17 protein-coding genes and 1 pseudogene are annotated in these 21,433 nt (G+C 39.6%); 13 read left to right on the forward strand and 5 right to left on the reverse strand.

All coding sequences use genetic code 11. From position 1 onward, the window contains the following. Nucleotides 1-4: 4 nt before the first annotated feature. The 5 genes from HWV03_RS06425 (at nt 5) to HWV03_RS06445 (ending at nt 5,506) form a co-directional block, all read left to right on the forward strand. Nucleotides 5-1,651 (forward strand): contractile injection system tape measure protein, encoded by a 1,647-nt coding sequence (locus HWV03_RS06425; protein WP_211678992.1) that lies wholly within the window; start codon nt 5-7, stop codon nt 1,649-1,651. A 53-nt stretch (nt 1,652-1,704) separates the two neighbouring features. Next, entirely contained in the window at nt 1,705-2,721 is a 1,017-nt protein-coding gene (locus tag HWV03_RS06430) for a hypothetical protein (RefSeq protein ID WP_211678993.1), read from the forward strand. Nucleotides 2,722-2,752: 31 nt separating this feature from the next. Then, nucleotides 2,753-4,516 carry a hypothetical protein gene (locus HWV03_RS06435; protein ID WP_211678994.1) on the forward strand — a complete coding sequence of 588 codons (1,764 nt, stop codon included), beginning with the start codon at nt 2,753-2,755 and terminating at the stop codon, nt 4,514-4,516. A 69-nt stretch (nt 4,517-4,585) separates the two neighbouring features. Beyond that, nucleotides 4,586-5,068 (forward strand): hypothetical protein, encoded by a 483-nt coding sequence (locus HWV03_RS06440; RefSeq protein ID WP_211678995.1) that lies wholly within the window; start codon nt 4,586-4,588, stop codon nt 5,066-5,068. A gap of 39 nt (nt 5,069-5,107) precedes the next feature. Continuing rightward, complete coding sequence (locus HWV03_RS06445; protein ID WP_211678996.1) at nt 5,108-5,506, forward strand: 3TM-type holin; 399 nt, start codon at nt 5,108-5,110, stop codon at nt 5,504-5,506. A gap of 196 nt (nt 5,507-5,702) precedes the next feature. Here HWV03_RS06445 and HWV03_RS06450 read toward each other — a convergent pair whose 3' ends face one another. Further along, nucleotides 5,703-8,105: a Lon protease family protein gene (locus HWV03_RS06450; RefSeq protein WP_211678997.1), complete on the reverse strand. Its 2,403-nt coding sequence runs from the start codon at nt 8,103-8,105 to the stop codon at nt 5,703-5,705. A 117-nt stretch (nt 8,106-8,222) separates the two neighbouring features. Between HWV03_RS06450 and HWV03_RS06455 the strand changes: the two genes are divergently transcribed. Further along, nucleotides 8,223-8,843 carry a 3'-5' exonuclease gene (locus HWV03_RS06455; RefSeq protein ID WP_211678998.1) on the forward strand — a complete coding sequence of 207 codons (621 nt, stop codon included), beginning with the start codon at nt 8,223-8,225 and terminating at the stop codon, nt 8,841-8,843. A gap of 17 nt (nt 8,844-8,860) precedes the next feature. On the opposite strand, the gene HWV03_RS06460 is transcribed toward HWV03_RS06455, so the two are convergent. Beyond that, nucleotides 8,861-10,204, reverse strand: coding sequence for an ATP-binding protein (locus tag HWV03_RS06460; RefSeq protein ID WP_211678999.1), 1,344 nt, complete (start codon nt 10,202-10,204; stop codon nt 8,861-8,863). After that, nucleotides 10,197-10,886: a response regulator transcription factor gene (locus HWV03_RS06465; RefSeq protein WP_211679000.1), complete on the reverse strand. Its 690-nt coding sequence runs from the start codon at nt 10,884-10,886 to the stop codon at nt 10,197-10,199. Before HWV03_RS06465 ends, HWV03_RS06460 begins: the two co-directional genes overlap by 8 nt. A gap of 563 nt (nt 10,887-11,449) precedes the next feature. Here HWV03_RS06465 and HWV03_RS06470 point away from each other — a divergent pair. The 6 genes and pseudogenes from HWV03_RS06470 to HWV03_RS06495 all read left to right on the forward strand — a co-directional run. Further along, a pseudogene (locus tag HWV03_RS06470) lies at nt 11,450-11,593 on the forward strand (AbgT family transporter); the annotation flags it as partial. Nucleotides 11,594-11,797: 204 nt separating this feature from the next. After that, nucleotides 11,798-14,179, forward strand: coding sequence for a fatty acid cis/trans isomerase (locus HWV03_RS06475; protein ID WP_211679001.1), 2,382 nt, complete (start codon nt 11,798-11,800; stop codon nt 14,177-14,179). 148 nt (nt 14,180-14,327) lie between these two features. After that, on the forward strand, nt 14,328-15,302 hold the full coding sequence (locus tag HWV03_RS06480) for a CHAD domain-containing protein (RefSeq protein WP_211679002.1): 975 nt from the start codon (nt 14,328-14,330) through the stop codon (nt 15,300-15,302). An 89-nt stretch (nt 15,303-15,391) separates the two neighbouring features. After that, the gene (locus HWV03_RS06485; RefSeq protein ID WP_211674600.1) at nt 15,392-16,282 is read left to right on the forward strand and encodes a DUF350 domain-containing protein; all 891 of its coding nucleotides are present in this window, start codon (nt 15,392-15,394) and stop codon (nt 16,280-16,282) included. Nucleotides 16,283-16,450: 168 nt separating this feature from the next. Then, the gene (locus HWV03_RS06490) at nt 16,451-18,199 is read left to right on the forward strand and encodes a polyamine aminopropyltransferase (protein WP_211679003.1); all 1,749 of its coding nucleotides are present in this window, start codon (nt 16,451-16,453) and stop codon (nt 18,197-18,199) included. A gap of 68 nt (nt 18,200-18,267) precedes the next feature. Then, nucleotides 18,268-18,579 carry an S-adenosylmethionine decarboxylase family protein gene (locus HWV03_RS06495; protein WP_211679004.1) on the forward strand — a complete coding sequence of 104 codons (312 nt, stop codon included), beginning with the start codon at nt 18,268-18,270 and terminating at the stop codon, nt 18,577-18,579. 18 nt (nt 18,580-18,597) lie between these two features. Here HWV03_RS06495 and HWV03_RS06500 read toward each other — a convergent pair whose 3' ends face one another. Beyond that, complete coding sequence (locus HWV03_RS06500) at nt 18,598-19,353, reverse strand: TSUP family transporter (protein ID WP_211679005.1); 756 nt, start codon at nt 19,351-19,353, stop codon at nt 18,598-18,600. A gap of 164 nt (nt 19,354-19,517) precedes the next feature. Here HWV03_RS06500 and HWV03_RS06505 point away from each other — a divergent pair, with 164 nt between their 5' ends. After that, nucleotides 19,518-20,402: a LysR substrate-binding domain-containing protein gene (locus HWV03_RS06505; protein WP_211679006.1), complete on the forward strand. Its 885-nt coding sequence runs from the start codon at nt 19,518-19,520 to the stop codon at nt 20,400-20,402. A gap of 26 nt (nt 20,403-20,428) precedes the next feature. On the opposite strand, the gene cra is transcribed toward HWV03_RS06505, so the two are convergent. Further along, complete coding sequence (gene cra, locus HWV03_RS06510) at nt 20,429-21,412, reverse strand: catabolite repressor/activator (protein WP_211679007.1); 984 nt, start codon at nt 21,410-21,412, stop codon at nt 20,429-20,431. Nucleotides 21,413-21,433: the final 21 nt, after the last annotated feature.

The raw sequence follows: 21,433 nt of genomic DNA on the forward strand, positions 1-21,433 counted from the left end.
ATTTATGGATATATCTCGTCGAGTTAGGGATAAGCATTATATAAAAAGAGTGACTGTCGACATTAACACAGACAGTCAAGTCAAAGCCGTTGAGTTACAAAATAGCTTTAGTCGATTGTGCCGAGGGAAGCTTAAACGAAAGCTGGATGAAACTTTCACTGAAATTCTTAAGGATAACAATATTGAGCACCTTCGTATTGACCGTTTGGAGGTTGATTTAGGTAAATATCAGAGAGGATTAGATCAAGCAAAACTGTTACGTGACTTCCCTAAGATAATCACCAAAGCAATTACCAATGAAATCGCCCAGCAAGTAAAAACGAATTCAGACATTACGATTAAAAATACGACGAATGCCAAACGTTTTTTAGCAAAACGCAATGAAGTTGAATATGAAGAAAAGAATGGGTTAAATCAACCGCGTCTGGAAGAGGGGGTCTCTTTAGTTAATCGACAGTCAGATGATTTTATATCGAAATTGATTGAGGGAAATCTAAAGAGCAATTCAGAGGTGGATAAAAATCTTCGTCTAAGTGGTATTGCTGAATCGCATGATCATAGCGATGAAGAGTTATTTTGGTACTATTTGGATACGGGGTTATTACCTTGGTGGGCAAATGAAAACATTGCTCAACTATTAAGTGATATTTACTTTAAATTGGATCATCGTGATGCGGGGATCTTACTGTCTCGTATTCTAAAGAGGCCAGAGTTAATTTCTCGAATCTGTTATCAGTGGTCTATTCCGTTTCAACTTGAAGTACTTGAAGGCATGAATGAACTGGGAGCTGGCCAAGTCGTTTTACGCTTAATTTTACAGTCTTGTGAAGCGGTTTCTGACCACTATGAGTTTATCCGAACCGCGTGGCATACCATAGTTTCGAATCATTATAGGCAGCTAGACGAGGTTCTATTATCACAACAGGTGATAGAAGATTGGCAACAAATGTCTGGATTTGAGCGCTGGCGTGCACAATTGTCTTATAGTGCGGAAGTGCGTCAAGATACTCTATTTTGGTATTTTTTAGAAAATGCAAAAATAACACCTGTAAACATAGATTGTGTCGTGCCCGAATCGTTATTTCTGTCTCCCACATTACCGCAATCAACCTCTAACCCGCAATTAGAGTTAATAGATAATATATTGGTAGATAATGCAGGTTTAGCATTATGTCTGCCTCACTTACCTGACCTATTTAAGCAATTATCCTTCACCAATAAAGACGGTTTTTTTGTAAATGAAAACGCACAGCAACGTGCCGTTCATATCTTGCAATACATGGTCGTTGGTGAGCAAGATTATGCTGAACCTGAATTAGTTTTGAATAAAATTTTGTGTGGTATTTCACCTGAACAGCCAGTTTGGCACAAGGTTGATCTGAGTACGCAAGAAACTAATATTTGTGATGAATTTATGACTCGATTGATAACACTGATTTGCAATGATGATGGGATGTCATTGGCAGACTTTAAGTGTGTTTACATCCAGCGTAGAGGTTCGATTAGTATAAGATCTCAGGCTTGGTTATTACGTGTTGAAGCTGAAGGTAGAGATGTGCTGATACAAGCTAATATACCTGAATTTAAACCTATTCACCCCTCTTGGTCTCCTTATCCACTTGTCGTGGAGTGGGGACATGATTTGAATTAATCCTATCAATTTTAAACCGACCTTAATTTTACCTTTTAATTTGGAGACTTATTATGTCTTATAATGCAGCCCTGTCTGAGCACCTTGTTAGTGCACCACTGGATGAGATCTTAGAGACAGTATCTAAAAGCATCATCAACACTCAGGAAAAACTAAACCAAGAATCAATGGCTGTCGCTCAGCGGATGGCCGGTGCGGATCCCGATGAGCAATTGGAGTTTGGTACCAGCAAATATTCTTTGCTAGAACTTGGCTTTGTGCCTGAGTTTTACCAGCTGGGTGAAACGAATATTAATTTGAAAATGGCCATGCAGTTGGAACGAGCAAACAACGATGACTTATTGACAGTGACTGGCAGTTTATTAAGCGAAAACTATACCAGCCGCTATGGTTTTGACCCGTTAGGCGCATCAGAAGTGTCGGTTAAACTGGTGCCATCGTCAGTGCCAAATGTGTTTGAAAAACGTGTAGCTCAAATGCTTAAAGAATATATTAATGCAGCCTTTTTGGTTATTCGCGAATATGTGATTAACGCCGATTTAAACTCGCTCACGATCCTGCAGTTAGAAAGGGCCAGTCTCCACGAGTTAGTTGACGCTAACTTATCTGACTATAAGGCTAAATTGCAAACGTTACATCCAGATGAAATGCCTGATGTGGGGAATTTACAGCAGATTATTACCAAAATAAATGCATTGGTTGTTATACGCACTTATATACTCGCTAATGACTTACGTCCGATGATGATGACCGAGTTATATGCTACGGGAGTGATAAATACCGTCGACCAGAATTTAGCGCATTATCGCCGTAGGTTTAATGAATTGAATAGTTTAAATAATGTTGATTTATTGCAGATCGCTGTTGAACAGACTAATGCGATTGCTAATATTATTAGTTATGTATTGCTAAGTAATCTGGATTCAATCACGTTTGAGCTATTGGAAGACTCCGGTGTCAGCGGATTAGTCGAGGCTAATCTTGCGACTTATCAAACAAGCATTAGTAATTATGATAAAAACGCTATCGAAGAATTAACATTAGTTCAATTACAAACATTACTGGATTAGTTAACTTTATTACATTTAAGGGAGGACAGGTATGTCATTAAATAATAAAGCTAAGATCAGTGGTGTTTTATCATCCTTAGCACATGATGTTGAGCGTACGCGCCAATATTTAAGAACTGAGCAATTACCTTATGAATTACCGGAACTTGGTTTTGATCTTAAGTTAGCATTGTCATCGCTTCATTCAGGACACGGTGATCCTGGACTGAGGGTGAAACCTGTCGCACATGCTCATCATTTATTGCCGATAAGTAGGGTTGAAGGAAAATTGATTGCCTGCCAAAGCGGCTGTTATGTAAGTAATCAGATCAAGCTTAAAGTGGTAGAGCAAAATGAGCAACTGCTTGATGTAACCGCCGTCATTTTTCTTGGCGACGATATTGATGAACCACCCATTAAACAAGCTAAAGTTGAAATCAATATTGATCATAGTTTAGCTAGAAATATGAATAATCTAGTCGATTTGTCTGAATTTAAGGTATTGAATCCAATCGCATATACGGACGATGACGGTGAGGTTAGGTTTCAAATTCAAGTGCCAATATCGGGCAAAGGGAATCTTGATTTCCCGATAGATATTCATTGTGAAGTTATGAATAAATCTTTTATTTTGACTGCCTTAACTGGGAATGTTGAGCAAGAACCGAGTCTGGTAACGCTATATTCTCAGGTCTGGGATGAACAATTATTATCGATGATTTTTACGGTTTTAGACAGTGAAAGTAAGCCTATTACTAATCGAGTTCTCTCGATTACGATCGATCATGATCTGGCAAGTAACCTCAATGGTAACAACTTTAGTGAGTTACTCAGTATTGGACAAACAGAGTTAATCACGAACGAGAGTGGACAAGTTGAGCTTAGAATAGCGAATGCCAAAATAAATAAAGGCGAGTTGCAGTTACCCGTGACATTCAAATTTTCTAAAAATGAATTACGCAAAACCACCCTTGTCGCAACAGGTGAAAATACTTTGCCTGCGTTACTTTTAGTTGCTGATATGGCTGGTGTTGAAGAGCGTTATGAAGGTGGTTGGTCAGATGATGACTCATTAAATCAAGGTCAAGGTGGGCTCAATCATAAATTTGTCATGACACTTGATAAGGCGTCACCTGACGATTATCAAGTAAATGTAAAAATAGAGCACCAAGATACAGACGCTAATGATTTCTTACTATTACAAGCCAGTTATGTTGATAGTCTTGGACAAACTCAATGGGTTGATATTGTCAACGGGGATGCAACGATTACCATTCCTGCGAGTGTTACTGTCGTCAATATTGACGCTCAGACTCAAGAAGATGCAGATATGGAAGGGCATGAACGATTTAAGATCGTCATCGAAGCCGTATCTGGTGTGACAGGCTTAGTGAGTGCACAGGGGATCATTTTAGAAGATGATTCGCTGGTGGATTTACCCATATTAAGTTCGTTGAAAGTTATTTCTGATCCTAGTACTTGGAAAGAGGGGGGGTATGCTACTTTCGAGTTGATTATAGATAAGCCGACTGGCGATGTTACTTGTGCCAAATTATTTATCCGTCACTTAAATACTGAGCAAAATGACTTTACGTCTGAAATAACGGTGTTTAATGGGGTCGGTACTTGGCTAAGAACATTAGGAAGTGTTGGTACACAATATTTTTCGATATCTGCTGGAGAGTCTCGCATGACATTTAATGTGCCATTCAGAGACGATGGTATTGTTGAAAATAACGAACAGTTTGAACTCGTTGTTCAGGGGGTTGAAGGTGTTAGGGGCTCGCTCACTACTGGATGTCAGATTTTAGCATAGCCGTTAATTTAGGGTGTTATTTTGGCGGTATTCGCTTGTGTATTAAGTAGGTAATTTACGAGGTTTATAATGAACGAAGGTAATATTGAACAAGGTGCAGAACACGAACTTGGACGAATTTATGATATGGGGCAGTTTGTCGCAAATTTGGGGAGACAGGTTCATCAAGCAAAATTGCTCTGTGCTAACAAAGCATTATTAACAGATTTCAAAGTTGAAGCAAAAATTGTACTCGCAGATGCAGAGAAGGTAATTGTGGTCGACCCAAGTAAGCTTATTGAGCTTGGTGGTGAACATTATACGACTGTCAGTGTTCAGTTTGCGCCAGAAAGCATAGACGAAGAGCAAGTTAAGTTAATCATGCCATTGATTATTGGCTGCACTCGGGATTATGCAGAGCGTCAATTACAGAAATTGGATATTGCGTACGATATTATTGAGCAACCGATAGATGCTCAGGCGCAATATGGTGTGGTGATTACTCAATTTCCACTTGCAGATATAGAGTTCGGTATTCACGATGTTGCGCGAGTCGTTATTGGTTGCGCGTAGTGAGTTTTAGTATCTGGTTATTACTTACTTGGAGAAGATATGAACTTGTTCGCGAGTTTTTTTAATCAAGGTGCTACTGAGCCGATTAAAGCGGTGGGATCAGTACTTGATGATCTGTTTACGTCTGACGAAGAGGAATTGTCACTAGCGCTGGTTAAACAGCGACTAGCACAAAAACCAGCGCTAGCTCAGGCTGCGATAATGCAAGCTCAAGTGCAGCATCGAAGTATTTTTGTGGCAGGCGCGAGACCGTTTTTAATGTGGGTGTGTGGTGTCGGTTTTTTATTCTCATTTGTGATAAACCCTTTATTACAGTGGGGACTACCAAGGGCTGGTGCACCAGAGTTACCCCTTAATGTCATGATGGAATTAACACTGGCAATGTTAGGACTTGCAGGGTTACGCACTGTTGAGAAAATTAAAGGTGTAACGAGATAATATTAATAGACAGTAAAAGCCAGCATGTAGCTGGCTTTTTTACATCTATTAATTTTTTATGCGCATATTTACAGAATTACATAAGTTTTTATTTTTGGCATTAAAGTATGTCAACTGATTTGATGAATGCTTAACTCTAAATGAGTAGTTTGTTAATGTTCATCAATGTTCATCAATGTTTATCAATGTTTTTCATTTAGTTACGTGGGATTGCACTATTATTATTTTCACGCAAATTATTAAGTCGGAATTGAGTAATACCAAATACTGAGCTATCAGGATATTTCCCATCAGCATCACTGGAACCTGCTACGATATTGATTAGAAGATTAATTGCCTCTTTTACATGATCAATTGCCCAGATATGAAACAACCCATTCTCAATGGCTTCGACGACATCACAGCGTAGCATTAAATTATGGACATTAGCTTGTGGTATGATCACACCTTGAGTGGCGAGTGACCCTTTTGCTGAACACACGTCAAAGAAGCCTTCTATTTTCTCATTAACACCACCTATGGGTTGAGCATGGCCGAACTGATCCATCGAACCCGTGATCGCGATATCTTGACGTAATGCCAATTTAGAAAAAGCGGATATGATCGCACAACATTCCGCTAGTGATGCACTATCACCGTCGACTTGGCCGTAAGATTGTTCGAAGGTTAAACGTGTCGTGAGTGGGATCTTGGCGGTTTGACCAAACGCAGAGGCAAGATAGGCAGATAAGATCATGACCCCTTTAGAGTGTATACTCCCACCGAGTTTCACTTGACGTTCTATATCAAATATTTCTCCTTCACCAAATGAGGCGGTCGCGGTTATTCGTCCGGGGATCCCAAATTGATGTTCGGAGGTACTAATGACGGACAAGGCGTTGATCTGGCCAATTTTTTTACCACTGATATCGATTAACGTAGAGCCATTGATAAAGCTTTGTAATAGGTAGTCTTGTAGTCGACCGACACGTTGCTGCTTATTTGAGAGCGCTTGTTCGACATGATGTTGCCTGATCAGCGTCGCATTAGCTAAGCGTGCGCAGTAGTTTGCTTCGCGTAATAGGTTGGCTATATCAAGCGAATGTAACGATAGTTTTTCTTGATCTTCAGCCTGACGAGAGCTGTATTCAATGATCCTGCTTATGGCTTTTCGATCGCAATGTAACATAGCGTTATCATGCACGATGCTCGAAATGAACTGAGCATAGTGCGCTTCTGCAATATCGCTTCTCGGCATCACATCTTCAAAGTCAGCCGTCACACGAAACAGCTCTTTAAATTCAGGGTCATATTGCTGAAGAAGCTGGTAAGTTTCATAATCGCCAAAGAGGATAATTTTAACTGACAGTGGGATCGGTTCTGGGTCTAACGAGATAGTACCCGATAAACTGACTTCTCTTTCGAGTGAGCTTAGATTTAATTTATTGGCGCGTAAGGCTCGCTTTAACCCGTCCCAAACATAGGGGCGCTCAAGGACTTTAACCGCGTCGATCATCAATACGCCGCCGTTGGCTCGGTGTAAACTGCCACTGCGGATCAATGAGGCATCGGTAAAAACAGTGCCTTTAAATGTTGCATTTTCAATATAACCAAAAATACTATGGTAGTTAGGACTTTCTTCTACCACGATAGGAAAGGAATCTGCTTCTTGGCAAACCAAGACGTTGACTTGATAGCGGCGAGGCATTTTTTTATCTAACGCTGCATAAGCTAATGAAATATCATCCTCACTGCCTTCTACAAATATTTCGAGGTTAGTGAGTATGTCTTTATTCATCGCACTGAGGTGTGCTTTAACTTCTGAAAGATGATTATATTTTTCTTTTAAAGGCGTGGTGCAATGTACTAATACTTCGAGTGCGATTTGTTCATCCATCTTCTGACTTTTATCAGTATACTCTTCTTCCCAGATGGTTAACTGGCGGATTATGTCACGCAATTTGCTTTCAAGTTCAGAGATATTACTCTCAAAATGCTTTCTTTCTTTGTCTGTTAATTGATCGAAACCTTCTTCCGTATAGGCCTCACCTTTGGGATCAACCGCAATGAGTTGGTAATCACCTTGTGCTGTGAGTGATAGGCTGATGCTGTGTTGTTTTGCTGACTTGGTTAAGTCTTGCAGTACCGCCTCTTGTTTTTCTTCCAGCTGGCTCTTTAACTTATCGGATCGGGTGAAATAGATTTCATTATCAAAGGCCATCGGTAATGCTTTTACTAATCGATGTATCAGACTCTCAACATCTTTTTTGAATTGATGTCCTTCTCCTGCAGGTAGTTTTAGCACTTTAGGGTGGCGAGCATCATCAAAATTAATGACATAACACCAATCAAATACGGCACTGTTATTGTCGTTAGGTTCATGACGATTTAAGTACCGTAATATCATGGTACGCTTACCTAGACCATTGTTACCTAACGCATAAATGTTGTAGCCTTTTTCTTTAATCGACATGGCAAATTCGACGGCTTGTTGCGCACGATCTTGACCAATAATTTGATCTAATGGTTGAAGGTGCTTAGTTGATTTACAGTCGGCAGCAAGCTTTGATAGTGTTGAAGGTCGATATAATTGACCACCACGTAGAGGTGTTATTGACATACAGTTCCCTCTTTTAAAACAGTCATTACCCCTAGTGTAGACATAGATCGCTTGTGTTAGCATACTGTTTTATACTTTACTGCCAGCTTATAGGCTACAAAGAGAGAGAAAGAAAGAATGATAGTGAACGCTGACACCCTGATTATATTAGATTTCGAGACTACCGGATTATCACCTAATATGGGTGACCGTGCGATTGAGATCGGTGCGGTGAAGATAGAAAATGGTGAGATCACTGAACGCTTTCAAGAACTGATGTACCCAGGCCGACGAGTGAGTGGCTTTATTGCTAATTACACTGGTATTACTAATAGCATGTTAGAAGATGCTGCGCCTTGTGAAGAGGTGATGCATCGTTTTGCTGATTTTATTCAGGGTTATAATTTGGTTGCGCATAACGCATCATTTGATAAACGTTTCTTAGATGCGGAATTAGCGCTAATCGGTCGCGAGTATGATGGTGAGTTCAGTTGTTCATTATTGGTGGCAAGGCGTATCTTTCAAGATGCACCGAGCCATAAATTAGGTGAACTGATTAAGTATACAAATATACCGTCAGGCGGTGGTTTTCACCGAGCATTATTTGATTCGGAAATGACAACGAAGCTTTGGTTAGTGATGTTAAATGAAATAAAATCACGTACCCAGTTAGTTGATATCCCCTTTAATTTAGTTCAGAAAATCGCAAAAACACCAAAAAAATCGGTGGATAGACTATTACTTCACTGTGCCAATTAACCCTCATTATGTCACCTTTAATAGGGTGGCAGTACATTTTTGTGTACAGGGATTATAAGCTCAAATTTAGCGCCGCCAAGTTGACTTTTTGATACGACTATTTGAGCTTCTAAGCGCTTTGAAGCACTTTTCGCAATTGATAGACCAAGTCCTAAACCACCTGTTTTACGGCTGCGGCTTTTATCTAAGCGAGCAAAAGGAATAAAAATTTGATGATAGTTTTCGGGAGGAATACCTGGACCATCATCTTCGACTGTTATTTTTATGGTGCTAGCAAGTTGAATAATGCTTACCTGAACAGCTGACTGCGCATGATTCAACATGTTTTTTAGTAAGTTATCAAATGCTAAGCGTAAGCACATCTGGCTAGTCGTCATTGTTATTTTATCATCAGCTCGATAAGTTACCTTTATACTATTAGGTACCTGATATAGCGCGATTCGAGATTGAATGAAATCGGTTATTATAATGGATTGTGCGTTATCATTATAATGGGAGTGTTTAGCGCTGACGCGTGAAAACGTGGTTATCTGCTCTGACAATTCAACCATGTCATCGACATAGTCATCGATACTATCCAGTAATTCTGTATGTTTATCTCCGCTTATATCTCGTTTCAAGATTCCGACGGCTAGTTGTATGCGGCTAAGCGGTGTTCTTACTTCATGAGGTAAGGCTTGTGCGAAAATTTCACCTTCATCAACGCGTTCAGTAATTGCTTTTGCCATGGCATTAAAACTAATAGAGAGATCATGCAGTAGCGGGGTGGTTCGAAGATCTACTCGTGCATTCAGGTCTCCTTTACCAAAGGTATGATTTATTTCAACTAAATGATTTATCTGAAGTTGTAACTTACGAATAGGGCGATATAAGTTTAGGGCAATAAGAAAAAGCATAAAAGCAAATGTGCCAAGTAAGATTAGATCGTCTTTAACGCCGTTTCTAAGTTGATCATCATAAAGATCTTCACTTATGGTGATCGCTGCTATGGCATTGCTGAGCCGGTACACGGCGAGATATTCGTTACTTTTTTGCATATAAATATCGACTTTATTAATAGACTTTATGTACTTGCATTCTTGGCAAGGAGATAAGCTTTTTAATAAGCTGATTTTTTCAATGTCGTAGTTGTATAAATCAACTTCGGCGCGTTGATAAAAATCATCTGCATTCATCGATATACTATTACGTTGGGACTCCAACACTCGATAAACTTGCATCGTATTTTGGTAAAAATGCTCGGTATCTTTTTGATGAGCGAATATATTCATTAACCATACTGTTAACAAAATACAGGCGCAGATAGCAATTACGATGCAGATATAAATATGCGAGAAGAGTGAAGTCAGACGATTATTCATTGATCAACATATAGCCTTTGTTACGGACTGTTTTTATGATCTGCTGAGTCGAGCAATCAATATTGAGTTTCTTGCGTAAGCCTGAGATCCGCATATCAATAGATCGATCAGAGAAATCATGGTCGATACCACGCAGTTGTTGGCAACACTCTTCGCGAGAAATAATTTTACCTACATTTTGGGTCAATAATAACAGTAGATCATATTCGGAATCGGTTAGATCTAAGGCTTTCCCTCTAAATTCAACACGCTGTCTTCTCGGATCTATTTTGAGTCTTTTAAGTTCAATTTCGTCAGGGCTACTTTTTTGCTGTCTGCTTGTGCGGCGTAGTAATGCTGCGATCCGTGCTGCCATAATATGTGGGCGCACTGGCTTGGTGAGATAATCATCAGCACCGAGTTTGAATAAGCTAATTTCGCTTAACTCATCATCACAAGCGGTTAATACTAGAATGGGTTCTTTAAAAAAGGTTCTCGCTTGAGCGCAAATGTCCATGCCTGATAAACCTGGCAGCATTAGATCTAAAATAAGTAGGCCAGGTTGATATTGCTTTATAGCAGTCAAGGCTATAGCACCATCATTAATAACCTTCGTTTCATAACCTTCGCTGTTTAAATACATAGCGGTTAATCTTGCAATTTCGTGGTCATCTTCGACGATTAATATTCGTGTACTAGGCATTGACCTCTCCCTTAAAACTATATTGATACTGAGTGTGTGGGTTTAGCTACACACGATTGTTGCCGTGGAGTATAAACATATTTATTGTTCTGTAACCTATCCGTAATTGGTACGAAATTAGGCGTGACAATAACAGTGATTTATAATGTTCTTTTTGGGCATATTTAAGTGCTTTATTTGCATTTATTTGCATTTATAGCGATTAAGTTACAATTTTGTGCTTATTGAGCCTGTATTATTGATTTTTTCTCTTACACTTGCTTACAATAAAAATGGGGCTTAATCACGTTACAATAGAATTTGGTTGCAAATAATACATGGCTAAATATAACTAAGTTTGGCTAATAAGTGCGGAGGGTAAATCATTTGTTGAATTAATTTACACAGCTTTAACATTCTACTTTTTGGTTATATATTCTTATCTACCTCTAATCCAAGCCCACTCTCAATCAGTTTGCTGGTATTCACTCGCTTTTTAGTCAATTGTACCGCTTATCTTTGTGTTGTTTATTATTCCTGTATTGTTTACGGCCGTACTTCTGGTTCGTTTAAATCGGGCGATGACGTTATTAGCGTTAATGATGCCTTACTCTATCGCAATGTTAATTGGCTGGACGATATTCTTGCTTGGTTATTGGGCGCTTGGTATTCCACTTGGAATACAAGCACCTTATGATTATAGATGGGCTAGTAGACGTAATATTTAAATAATTTTGTTAAAATATAAAATAAAGCCAATTTAAGCATATACTTGAATTGGTTTTTTATGTGTTCAGAGGTGGTAATATAAGCAAATAGTGAGGCAATTTGTATTTGTAACTTGGCTCGGTATATCATGATCAACCTTCTTTTAATATAAAGCCTACTGTGTTTACGTTTTATATATAAATATCAGTTGTGAAAGGATGCTAATGTCTCGCTTTTTCTTTTTTGTTTTGTTTATTCTTTTATCTGGTTGTGCTGCGGTGGTCGCGGTTAATTACGATGTTATGTATGGCGCTGAAGACGTGCAAGATCGCTCGGTGCCTCTATCAAGCTCGCAAGCCGCGACTTACCTTAATGATGTTCAGCCATTGTTAAATCAACGATGTGTTGTTTGTCATGGTTGCTATGATGCGCCTTGTCAGTTAAAACTAACATCTCCAGAGGGTATTGAGCGTGGATTAAGTAAATCTTTGCTACACAGTGGATCTCGATTACTTGCTGTACCACCAAGTCGTTTATATAAAGACGCAACGACGACACAAGCGTGGCGTGAGCAAGGATTTTCTGCGGTATTGAATGAGCGTAAACAAGTTGAAGAAGCAAACTTAATGGCCAGTGTGCTGTACCGCTCTTTGGAGCTAAAGCAGCGAGATGTGTTAACTGGAGAAACCGCATCAACAACAGTGTTGTCTGACAGTTATGACTTTTCACTTAACCGAGAACAGCAATGTAGTACGATAGGGGAGTTTGATGATTATGAATTACAGCATCCTGAAGGTGGCATGCCTTACGGTTTACCGGCATTAAATAATGATGAGTTCAAAATATTAACCTCTTGGTTAATGAAAGGCGCAAAAATGTCGTCATTACCAGCGCTGTCTGATGAGCATATCGTGCAAGTAGCATATTGGGAAAAATGGTTTAATCAAGCACCACTAAAAAACCAGTTGGTGAGCCGTTATATTTATGAACATTTGTTTTTGTCGCACCTGTATTTTAATGAACTAGATAACACTTATTTTAAGCTTGTCCGTTCGATAACCCCGCCTGGGGAACCCATTGAGATTATTGCGACTCGTCGTCCGTATGATGACCCTAATATTGAGCGTGTTTATTATCGTTTACAGCGTGAACGTGAGACTATTTTAGCGAAGACGCACTTACCATATGCGCTTAATGCTGCGCGTATGTCGACATTTGAAGAAATATTTTATCAGCCAGAATATGAAGTAGATCATTTACCAAGCTATGAGCCAGAAGTGGCATCTAATCCGTTTGTTACGTTTGAGGCGATACCACCACAGTCTCGTTATAAATTTATGCTGCAAGAAGCCAAAAATACCATCATGGGGTTTATTAAAGGTCCTGTTTGTCGAGGCCAAATTGCTTTAAATGTTATCGATGATCACTTCTGGGTGTTTTTTGTTACACAAGAAGCACAAGCTGGATTGAATAGCGATAACTTTCTTTCTCAGCAAAAAGCACATTTACGGTTACCTGCTGAATCAGAAAGTAATGCTGGTGTAGTGGTTAATTGGTTTCAATATTCACAAGCACAAAAAGGATATTTAGAAGCTAAAAGTCGTAAGGTTAATCAGTTGCTTAATAAAGATTCATTATTGGATTTACACTTAGTTTGGAGTGGTGAAAACCTAACTACGACCAGTCAAGATCCGAAAGGAAATGATAATGCGGCATTGACGATCTTTCGTCATTTTGATAGTGCAACAGTGGTTAAAGGGCTTGTTGGCCAAGAACCTAAAACAGCCTGGTTAATTGATTATCCATTACTTGAGCGTATTCATTATTTGCTAGTGGCTGGATTTGACGTCTATGGCAATGTTGGTCATCAGCTAAATACTCGTTTATATATGGATTTTTTACGTATGGAAGCAGAGTTTAATTTCTTAAATTTGTTGCCAAAAGAAAGCCGTCAAAAAGAACATGATTATTGGTATCGTGATGAAGGTATTAATGTCAAAAAGTATTTAGAAAATAACGATCACTTTTTTGCGAAAAATACTGATATTAACTACAAAACACAAAAGCACAAAACTGAGCTTTTTTCGTTATTGAAGACGCATTTAGAAAAGGTATTACCCAACCAATATGCGTTAGCACAACCAGGTACACCTGTTAAAGAAGTAGCATTAATGCAGGTGATTATGGAATTAGTGGGCTCGCCAGTCAATCAGTTACCTGAAGTATCAGTATTACTCGTGAATGATGGTGATAACAAACGGGTTTATACCTTATTGAAAAATGTAGCGCACAGCAATATTTCGAGTTTACTCGATGAAGAGTCTAATTTGTTACCAGCAGAAGATACGCTAACGGTTGTGAGTGGTATTATTGGTGACTATCCGAGTGTTTATTTAACAGTAGAGGTCGATAAACTTCCAGTATTCGTCGCGCATTTGGCTGCGATGAAAACAGCTGAGGATTATACCGCTTGGTTAGATGATTATGGTGTTAGACGCTCAGATACTCGATTCTGGCAACATAGTGATGTGATCCAGACACTAAATCAACAGCTACAGCCTATTAACGCGGGTTTATTAGATTATAATCGTTTACAAAATAGGTAATTTACTAGGTTATAACCAATTGATTTTTTGATGCTTAAAACGTAGAGTAGCAAAGGATTAGAAAGTCAGAACGAGATGTGTAAATCGATATTCGCAGAACGTCATGGCTGATTATATTAGAGTCGGCAGGCAAGATAGGTGACCATTTATGTCAATGATTAAACCATGGAAGTTAATAAGTCTGTTATTTATTTTACAGTTATTAGCTGGCTGTGAATCAAAACTTGAACAAACACAAACGACAATTAACCAGCAAGTTGTAAGGGTTGAAAGCGATCTTGATAGATTGGGCTCGGCAATTGACAATGGCAGTATTCGAAATGCAAGACTGTTAACTGAGTATGCGCAAGTTTTAAAACAACAAAAACCAGAGCTAACACGTATAGCGAATCTGATTGCAGAAGATGCGACTCGACAAGGGCCTTTGTATCAGAATCTTGGTATGCGTTTAAGAGATGTTAAATCAGAGTCGGTCACGTTAGATAATGCTAATTCATTACTTGATGAGCTTACTCGTATTCAAGAAGCGGCAAGTCCGAGTTTATTTAATGATGCGTTAACAGATCCAATTAATGTGTTGGCGGATATGTCTGATGGTCACCTCGCACGTGTTGGCGCTATTAGTCAAATCGCTGAAAGAAGTTCGGGCGATGGCTCGGACTATGGTGCGGGTAGTCAAATGGTTGGTAACCCGAATTATGGTAACTGGCAAAGCGGCAGTGGCGGTACTAGTTTCTGGCAGTGGTACGGTATGTATCGCATGCTTGGTGATTTAACGGGTCGTGTTAATTATTCAAACTGGAGTAACAACCGCCGTTATAGTTATTACAGTGATTATGGCCGTTCACGTTATACCAGTCCCAAGCAAAGTGCTAAGCAAGCCGCTGTTGAAACTAAGACTCGCAAGTCTTTTCAGCGTAAAGGCCAATCATTTAGCTCTCCTTATGCGAAAAAACGTTCAGGTTCTGCCGGTTTGAGCCGCTCTAGCTACACGCCAACGAAAACTGTGAGTAGTTATTCTAAACCGAAAAAGTCGTTCACAAGTAGTAAAGCTACAAGTAATACGGGGTCATTTCGTAATAGTGGCAGCCGTACATCACGTGGTGTGAGACGCGGTAAATAGTAGCTATTATAACAAATTGATAGAACTGTCATGAGCGAATATATCGAACGCCGTGAGCAAATAGATAGAATAAGTTATGGAGATTAAGTATGTACAAGTTTGATGGATTAACGATGTGGACGACACAAGCATTGGTGATTGATTTTATTATTATCATTGCTTTGTTCGTTAGTTTAAAAATGATCAAAGGCTGGGTATCAAATTTACATGCCAATGATGAAATTGCAAAGCGTGATAACTTTGCTTTTGGTATTAGTTTTGCGGCTGGTTTAGCTGGACTAGCTATTGTATTAACAGGTGTCACCAGTGGTGATTTTGCTGATTCACTCTTTGAAGAAGCAACACAAATGGCAGGGTATGGCGTATTAGCGATCGCGCTAATTAAAGCAGGTCATTTTTTCCAAGATAAGGTGGCATTACAAAAAGTCAGTCTGCACGATGAAATAGTTAAAGGTAATGTGACTGCCGCGTTTGTTGAGTTTGGTCATATTGTCACGGTTGCAATTGTGGTGCGTTCTGCGCTGATTTGGGTGCTTACAGAAGGTTGGCATGGTTTACCTGTGGTGATTGCCGCGTTTGTTGTGGCTAACATTATTATGCTATTAGTGAGTAAATATCGTGTGCACTTATTTAAACGCACAGGTGATTGCCTGCAACAGCTTATCTTAGATGATAATCTGGCTGTTGGTATTCGTTATGCTGGGTTTTTAATTGGGTCTGGCTTAGCGATCACTGCGGCGACAGGCCTTGCACCATATGCTGCCGATAATATTGGTTTAAGTCTCATGTATTGGGCATTTTTTGCTGTTGTTAGTGTCGTTATCTTTTCGGTTTTACAATTAATTACCATTAAAGTTATCTTGTCGGGCGTAAGCATTGCCGATGAGGTTATTCGCCAAAAGAACATTGGTGTTGCGGTTATCTCGGCAACAGTATCGTTTTCGGTTGGTTTAACGATGGCAACCTTGCTCGGTAGCTAATTGCTTATTTAGTAATAGGTTTGCTTAATTTAAATAATAGATATGGCTCAAATTCAATAATGCAGTTCAGTCGTCATGAGGGCTGTACAGTTGTTGAGTTTGAGCTTTTTAAGTTTTAAATTACGACTTAATTCTCTCAACATCAATTAAAATACAGTAAGGCATCGTGTGGAACAGTCAGTTGTAAATAGTGATAATAAAGCAAAACAGGCACAGCAGCGTAAACGTACATTATGGTTTCACGATACGTTATTAATCTCGGTCATGATCATACTTGCTGGCTGTGGTTTGATTTATGAATACTTGCTTTCGCATTATGCTGGTAGGGTATTAGGTTCGGTTGAAAGTGCTATTTATGCCATGATAGGGACCATGATTGTAGCAATGGGGATTGGTGCGTTTATGGCTCGTTGGTTTAAAGATGCCTTTACTGCATTTGCCTGGTTAGAAGCGTTAATTGCATTAATCGGTATGAGTTGCATTTTGATTATTTCGGCGATGATAGCCGTGAGTTATAGCTTACCTCATCTATTATCGGCGACGTTTAATTTACCCAGTAATGTTGTGCTTGATGGTTACTTACCTCAACAGCTAGAAAAAATTGCTAAATTTATGCCGTATGTGTTCGGTTTAATTCTCGGTATTTATATTGGTATGGAGATCCCGCTGATCGCAAGGGTTCGCCAGCAAGTATATGGGCGATTCTTAGAAAATAATGCCGGTACTATCTATGGTGCAGACTATATTGGTGCTGGTATTGGCGCTGCAATTTGGGTTTCTATCATGTTGTCGTTGCCTATTATGGAAGCTGCGGCGTGGACGGCATTATTCAATGTTATTGCGGGACTGGCATTTTTATGGCGTTATCAAGATAAGATCCGTTGGGCGAAGTTATTGTTCCTTTGTCACTTGTTATTAATTGTATTGTTTTCGGTAATCTTAACCTTGGGAACAGGATGGTTAGCGCAACTAAGCAGTGTGTTATATAAAGATAAAGTAATTTACTCTCAGTCGACGAAATATCAGCATGTGGTCGTGACTGAACGTTATTTGAAAAACAAAGCTGAACCAGTGACTGACTTGTTCATTAACGGTCACTTACAATTCTCTAGTGCGGATGAGCAGCTATATCATGATTTATTAGTCTATCCGGCAATGCTTGCATCTAATCGTCACGATAAGGTACTTATTATTGGTGGTGGTGATGGATTAGCACTGCGTAATGTATTACGTTGGCCAGTCGAAGCGGTGACTTTAGTGGATCTCGATGCTGAACTATTGTCTCTGTTTGGTGCCAATACAGTTGACTATGCTGCGCCTGAAGCTATCAAAAAGCGTATGTTAAAATTAAATAAAGGTTCATTACAAGATCCTCGCTTAACATTGTATACGACTGATGCATTTTTAAAAATCGAGGCGCTACTCGATAAAGGCGCTAAGTTTGATACTATTATCATTGACTTGCCAGATCCAAATCACCCTGATTTAAATAAACTTTATAGTGATTATTTTTATAATCAGGTGCGTCAATTGCTCGCTGCAGACGGTGCATTAGCAATACAATCAACATCGCCTTATCATGCCCGTAATGCATTTTTGAGTATTGGTAAAACAGTGAAAGAAGCGGGCTTTTTACATGTTGAGCAGTATCAACGTAATATTCCGTCATTTGGTCAGTGGGGATGGACGATTGCGACAACACGTGGTAAATCGGCAAGCAGACGTATAAAGGATATTAATACTTTACCTGTACCGTCGAACTGGCTAAACAAAGAGTTTTTATTAGCGTCGTTTGTGTTCCCTGGTAATTTTTATGACAAAATGGACACTATTGAAATTAATCGACTCGGCTCAGGGGTATTGTATGATTATAACCGTGAAGCGTGGCAAACTGAGTCTGAGTTGTATAAGAATTAGTTGCGGTGCATAGTATAATACCCTGTAACTGTGTTGTTTTATTGTAATATTGGTAAGTGAAAATAACGATGGAAGCAAAAATATATAATCAACGTTGGTGGTTAAGTAGCTGTGATACCGAAGAGCTTAAAAGTATGATTTCAGCTGAGCTTCACCGTGCTGGCTTTATGGTATTGAACTTTGTTGAGCATTATTTTCAACCTCAGGGTTATACCGCGTTGTGGCTGTTAGCTGAAAGCCATGCTGCGGTACATACGTTTCCTGAAGAGGGAAAATCGTATGTTGAGTTATCCAGTTGTGCTGCCTCTTTATTAGATAATTTTGATCGTTACTTGCAAGAGTCGGCGGCTAAACAGCAATGGAAAGTAACGACGTCGTAGTGGCTTGAGTGTAAACCGTTACGAATAAAGCAGTTTCAAGCTCATTGCGATAGACATGGTGACCATTAATGGTTTAATGATTTTAACGCCTTTTGACAATACTAAACGTGAGCCAAGTGTAGCCCCTAGCGCTTGGCCAACTAACATAATACCACCCAACGCCCATAATACCTTCCCGCCGAGTGCAAAGAATATCAACGACGCGATATTAGTTGCGAAGTTTAGCACTTTGGCGTGTGCAGTTGCTTTAGCCAAGCCGAAGCCTGCTAGCGAGACAAATGCCATTGCAAAGAAGCTGCCAGTGCCTGGACCAAAAAAGCCATCATATAAACCAACACCGAAAGCAGCTGTTACTGCAAATAATGTTGGAGTAAGTACCTGATGTTTATCTTCATCGCTAATTTGTTTCGAAAATAAAAAATAACCACCAATGGCAAGAATGAGAAAAGGTAAAATTACTTCCAATATGCTTGGGTCAATGGATTGGATCGCAATACTGCCGAGGGCTGAGCCGACGAAAGTACAGGCAATCGCCAGTTTCATTTTTCTTACATCGATCATGCCTTTGCGTATAAAGTAAAAACTGGCAAAGAAACTACCGCCACAGGCTTGCAGTTTGTTGGTTGCGAGGGCTGTTGCAGGAGGAAGACCAACCCATAATAATGCTGGAATAGTCAGTAGACCACCACCGCCTGCGATAGAATCAATAAAACCAGCGACGACAGCCACTAAAAACAATAGTCCAACAATTTCTGCTGATAACTGAAAAGACATATCCAAACCCATGGTGTTGTACTCCTGCGTAATTTTAATTGCAATATCTTGAAATAATCTGGCTATATAATCTTATTTGCACGATTAACGCAAAGGAGTTATCTTCTTTATAGTGTGAGTTAAACTCACGCAGTATGTATTCGTCATTTAAAGTGAGTATTGCTATGTATCCTAATTTACCACCATTAAATGCCATGCGAGCTTTTGAGTCAGCCGCAAGAAATGTGAGTTTTACGCTAGCAGCTAAGGAGTTGTTTGTGACGCATGGAGCCGTGAGTAAACAGGTGAAGATATTGGAGCAATACCTTGGTGTTAGTCTATTTATTCGCCAACATAGAAAGTTAGTACTTACTGAGGAGGCGAAGCCTTATTTTCTGAAGGTGCAGAATGCGTTGCAAACAATTAATAGTGCCACGCAAGAACTCATATTCCAGCCTCAATTAGCACAGCGTATCGCTATCAATGTATTACCGAGTTTGACGATTAATTGGTTAATCCCGAGTCTGGAAAGCTTCAAGCTCAGTAATCCTAATTTATTCGTTGATTTATCAATTGGTGATTTTACGATTGATTTTACTCAACATCAGTATGATATTGCGATACGCAGTGCTACGACACGACCACAGGGTTGTAATGTCATTAAGTTGATGGATGAGGATTTATGTCTTGTGTGCTCGCCGCAATTAGCGCAGCAGATGACATCACTGCATGATATTAACAATATGACGTTGCTTGAGCATATTTCTAGACCGGGCTTATGGCGCTATTGGTCAGCTGATATAGGAATAGAGTTAACCATGGATGACAAGTTTGGTATGGAGCATTTCTACATGCTCAGTCAGGCAGCCGTAAGTAGTATGGGGGTGGCACTGATCCCGCGATTTTTTGTGAGTAAGCAACTTGCTGATGGCAGTTTAGTGGTGCCATTTTCAGCTGGTTTTGTCAGTCCATATAGCTATTATTTACTGACGCCAACCGCCAGCCCATTACCGTTGAAAGTGCAAGCGTTCGTTGACTGGCTATTGCCTTTATTTGCACCTTATAGATAACAGTATTTGTTATTGCTGAGTTTGTATTAGCGGCGGATTATTTTTCGAGAGACGACTTCAACACTGGGTTTATTGGAGCCATTCACGGCATTTAACGCCATTTTAAGCGCGTGTTCAGCAATTAATTCAAATTGCTGCGGTAATGATTGAATTTTGCTAGGTAGGAAATCCAGTAATCGGTTATCACCAAAAGTAGCCAGCTTCGTTGTTGCCATTAAGCTTGGGTTGAGTATCAAGCAATCAAGTACGCCTTCAAATAGTGTATACGAGGTCGCTAAGATAGCATCAGGGAATGTATCGTTATCTATCCATTGTTGCACTTGGGCTTGACCTTGATCTTGACTAAAATGATCACCATAAGCGGTTAACTTTTTGACTGGGATACCATGGTGCTTAATTGCAGATAGGAACCCTTGTTCACGCTCTTTCGATATACCAAGATCTGGTACTGCGCCAACTAAGCCGATAGAACGAATATCTTGTTGTAATAAGGCTTGGGTAAGCTCATAAGCCCCGTCTAAATCTTCACTGATAACACAAGAAAAAATTTCATCATCCATAGCGCGATCTAACCCGATAACTGGTACGCCATTGGCTTGAACAGTACGGTAATAGTTGTGATCAGCTGGAAGTGCACTCGCCACTAATAAGGCATCAATACGACGACTTAATAAGGTATCCGCGACTTTTATCTCGGTATCCGCATCATCATCAGAGCAAGAAATGATGAGTTGGTATCCCGCTTTACGCGCATCACGCTCGAGTAATTTGGCTAATTTAGCATAACTGCTGTTTTCTAAATCTGGAATGATTAAACCAAGCGAACGGTTACTGCCTGCACGTAATGATTGTGCGGCATGATCAGGTCGGTAATTATGTTCATTAACGACAGCCATTACTTTTATTTGGGTTTTTTCACTAATGCGGTATTTACTGGCTTTCCCGTTAATCACATAACTGGCAGTGGTACGTGATACACCCGCTAGTTTGGCTATTTCATCTAATGTCATGGTTGTTTTATCCCTAATTTG

The organism is Moritella sp. 36, assembly GCF_018219415.1.
GTDB lineage: Bacteria > Pseudomonadota > Gammaproteobacteria > Enterobacterales > Moritellaceae > Moritella.

What these genes read in the sequence shown, in the direction of transcription:
- HWV03_RS06425 (WP_211678992.1), top strand. Translation starts at nt 5, where the DNA reads ATGGATATATCTCGTCGAGTTAGGGATAAGCATTATATAAAAAGAGTG.
- HWV03_RS06430 (WP_211678993.1), top strand. Translation starts at nt 1,705, where the DNA reads ATGTCTTATAATGCAGCCCTGTCTGAGCACCTTGTTAGTGCACCACTG.
- HWV03_RS06435 (WP_211678994.1), top strand. Translation starts at nt 2,753, where the DNA reads ATGTCATTAAATAATAAAGCTAAGATCAGTGGTGTTTTATCATCCTTA.
- HWV03_RS06440 (WP_211678995.1), top strand. Translation starts at nt 4,586, where the DNA reads ATGAACGAAGGTAATATTGAACAAGGTGCAGAACACGAACTTGGACGA.
- HWV03_RS06445 (WP_211678996.1), top strand. Translation starts at nt 5,108, where the DNA reads ATGAACTTGTTCGCGAGTTTTTTTAATCAAGGTGCTACTGAGCCGATT.
- HWV03_RS06450 (WP_211678997.1), bottom strand. Translation starts at nt 8,105, where the DNA reads ATGTCAATAACACCTCTACGTGGTGGTCAATTATATCGACCTTCAACA.
- HWV03_RS06455 (WP_211678998.1), top strand. Translation starts at nt 8,223, where the DNA reads ATGATAGTGAACGCTGACACCCTGATTATATTAGATTTCGAGACTACC.
- HWV03_RS06460 (WP_211678999.1), bottom strand. Translation starts at nt 10,204, where the DNA reads ATGAATAATCGTCTGACTTCACTCTTCTCGCATATTTATATCTGCATC.
- HWV03_RS06465 (WP_211679000.1), bottom strand. Translation starts at nt 10,886, where the DNA reads ATGCCTAGTACACGAATATTAATCGTCGAAGATGACCACGAAATTGCA.
- HWV03_RS06475 (WP_211679001.1), top strand. Translation starts at nt 11,798, where the DNA reads ATGTCTCGCTTTTTCTTTTTTGTTTTGTTTATTCTTTTATCTGGTTGT.
- HWV03_RS06480 (WP_211679002.1), top strand. Translation starts at nt 14,328, where the DNA reads ATGTCAATGATTAAACCATGGAAGTTAATAAGTCTGTTATTTATTTTA.
- HWV03_RS06485 (WP_211674600.1), top strand. Translation starts at nt 15,392, where the DNA reads ATGTACAAGTTTGATGGATTAACGATGTGGACGACACAAGCATTGGTG.
- HWV03_RS06495 (WP_211679004.1), top strand. Translation starts at nt 18,268, where the DNA reads ATGGAAGCAAAAATATATAATCAACGTTGGTGGTTAAGTAGCTGTGAT.
- HWV03_RS06500 (WP_211679005.1), bottom strand. Translation starts at nt 19,353, where the DNA reads ATGTCTTTTCAGTTATCAGCAGAAATTGTTGGACTATTGTTTTTAGTG.
- HWV03_RS06505 (WP_211679006.1), top strand. Translation starts at nt 19,518, where the DNA reads ATGTATCCTAATTTACCACCATTAAATGCCATGCGAGCTTTTGAGTCA.
- cra (WP_211679007.1), bottom strand. Translation starts at nt 21,412, where the DNA reads ATGACATTAGATGAAATAGCCAAACTAGCGGGTGTATCACGTACCACT.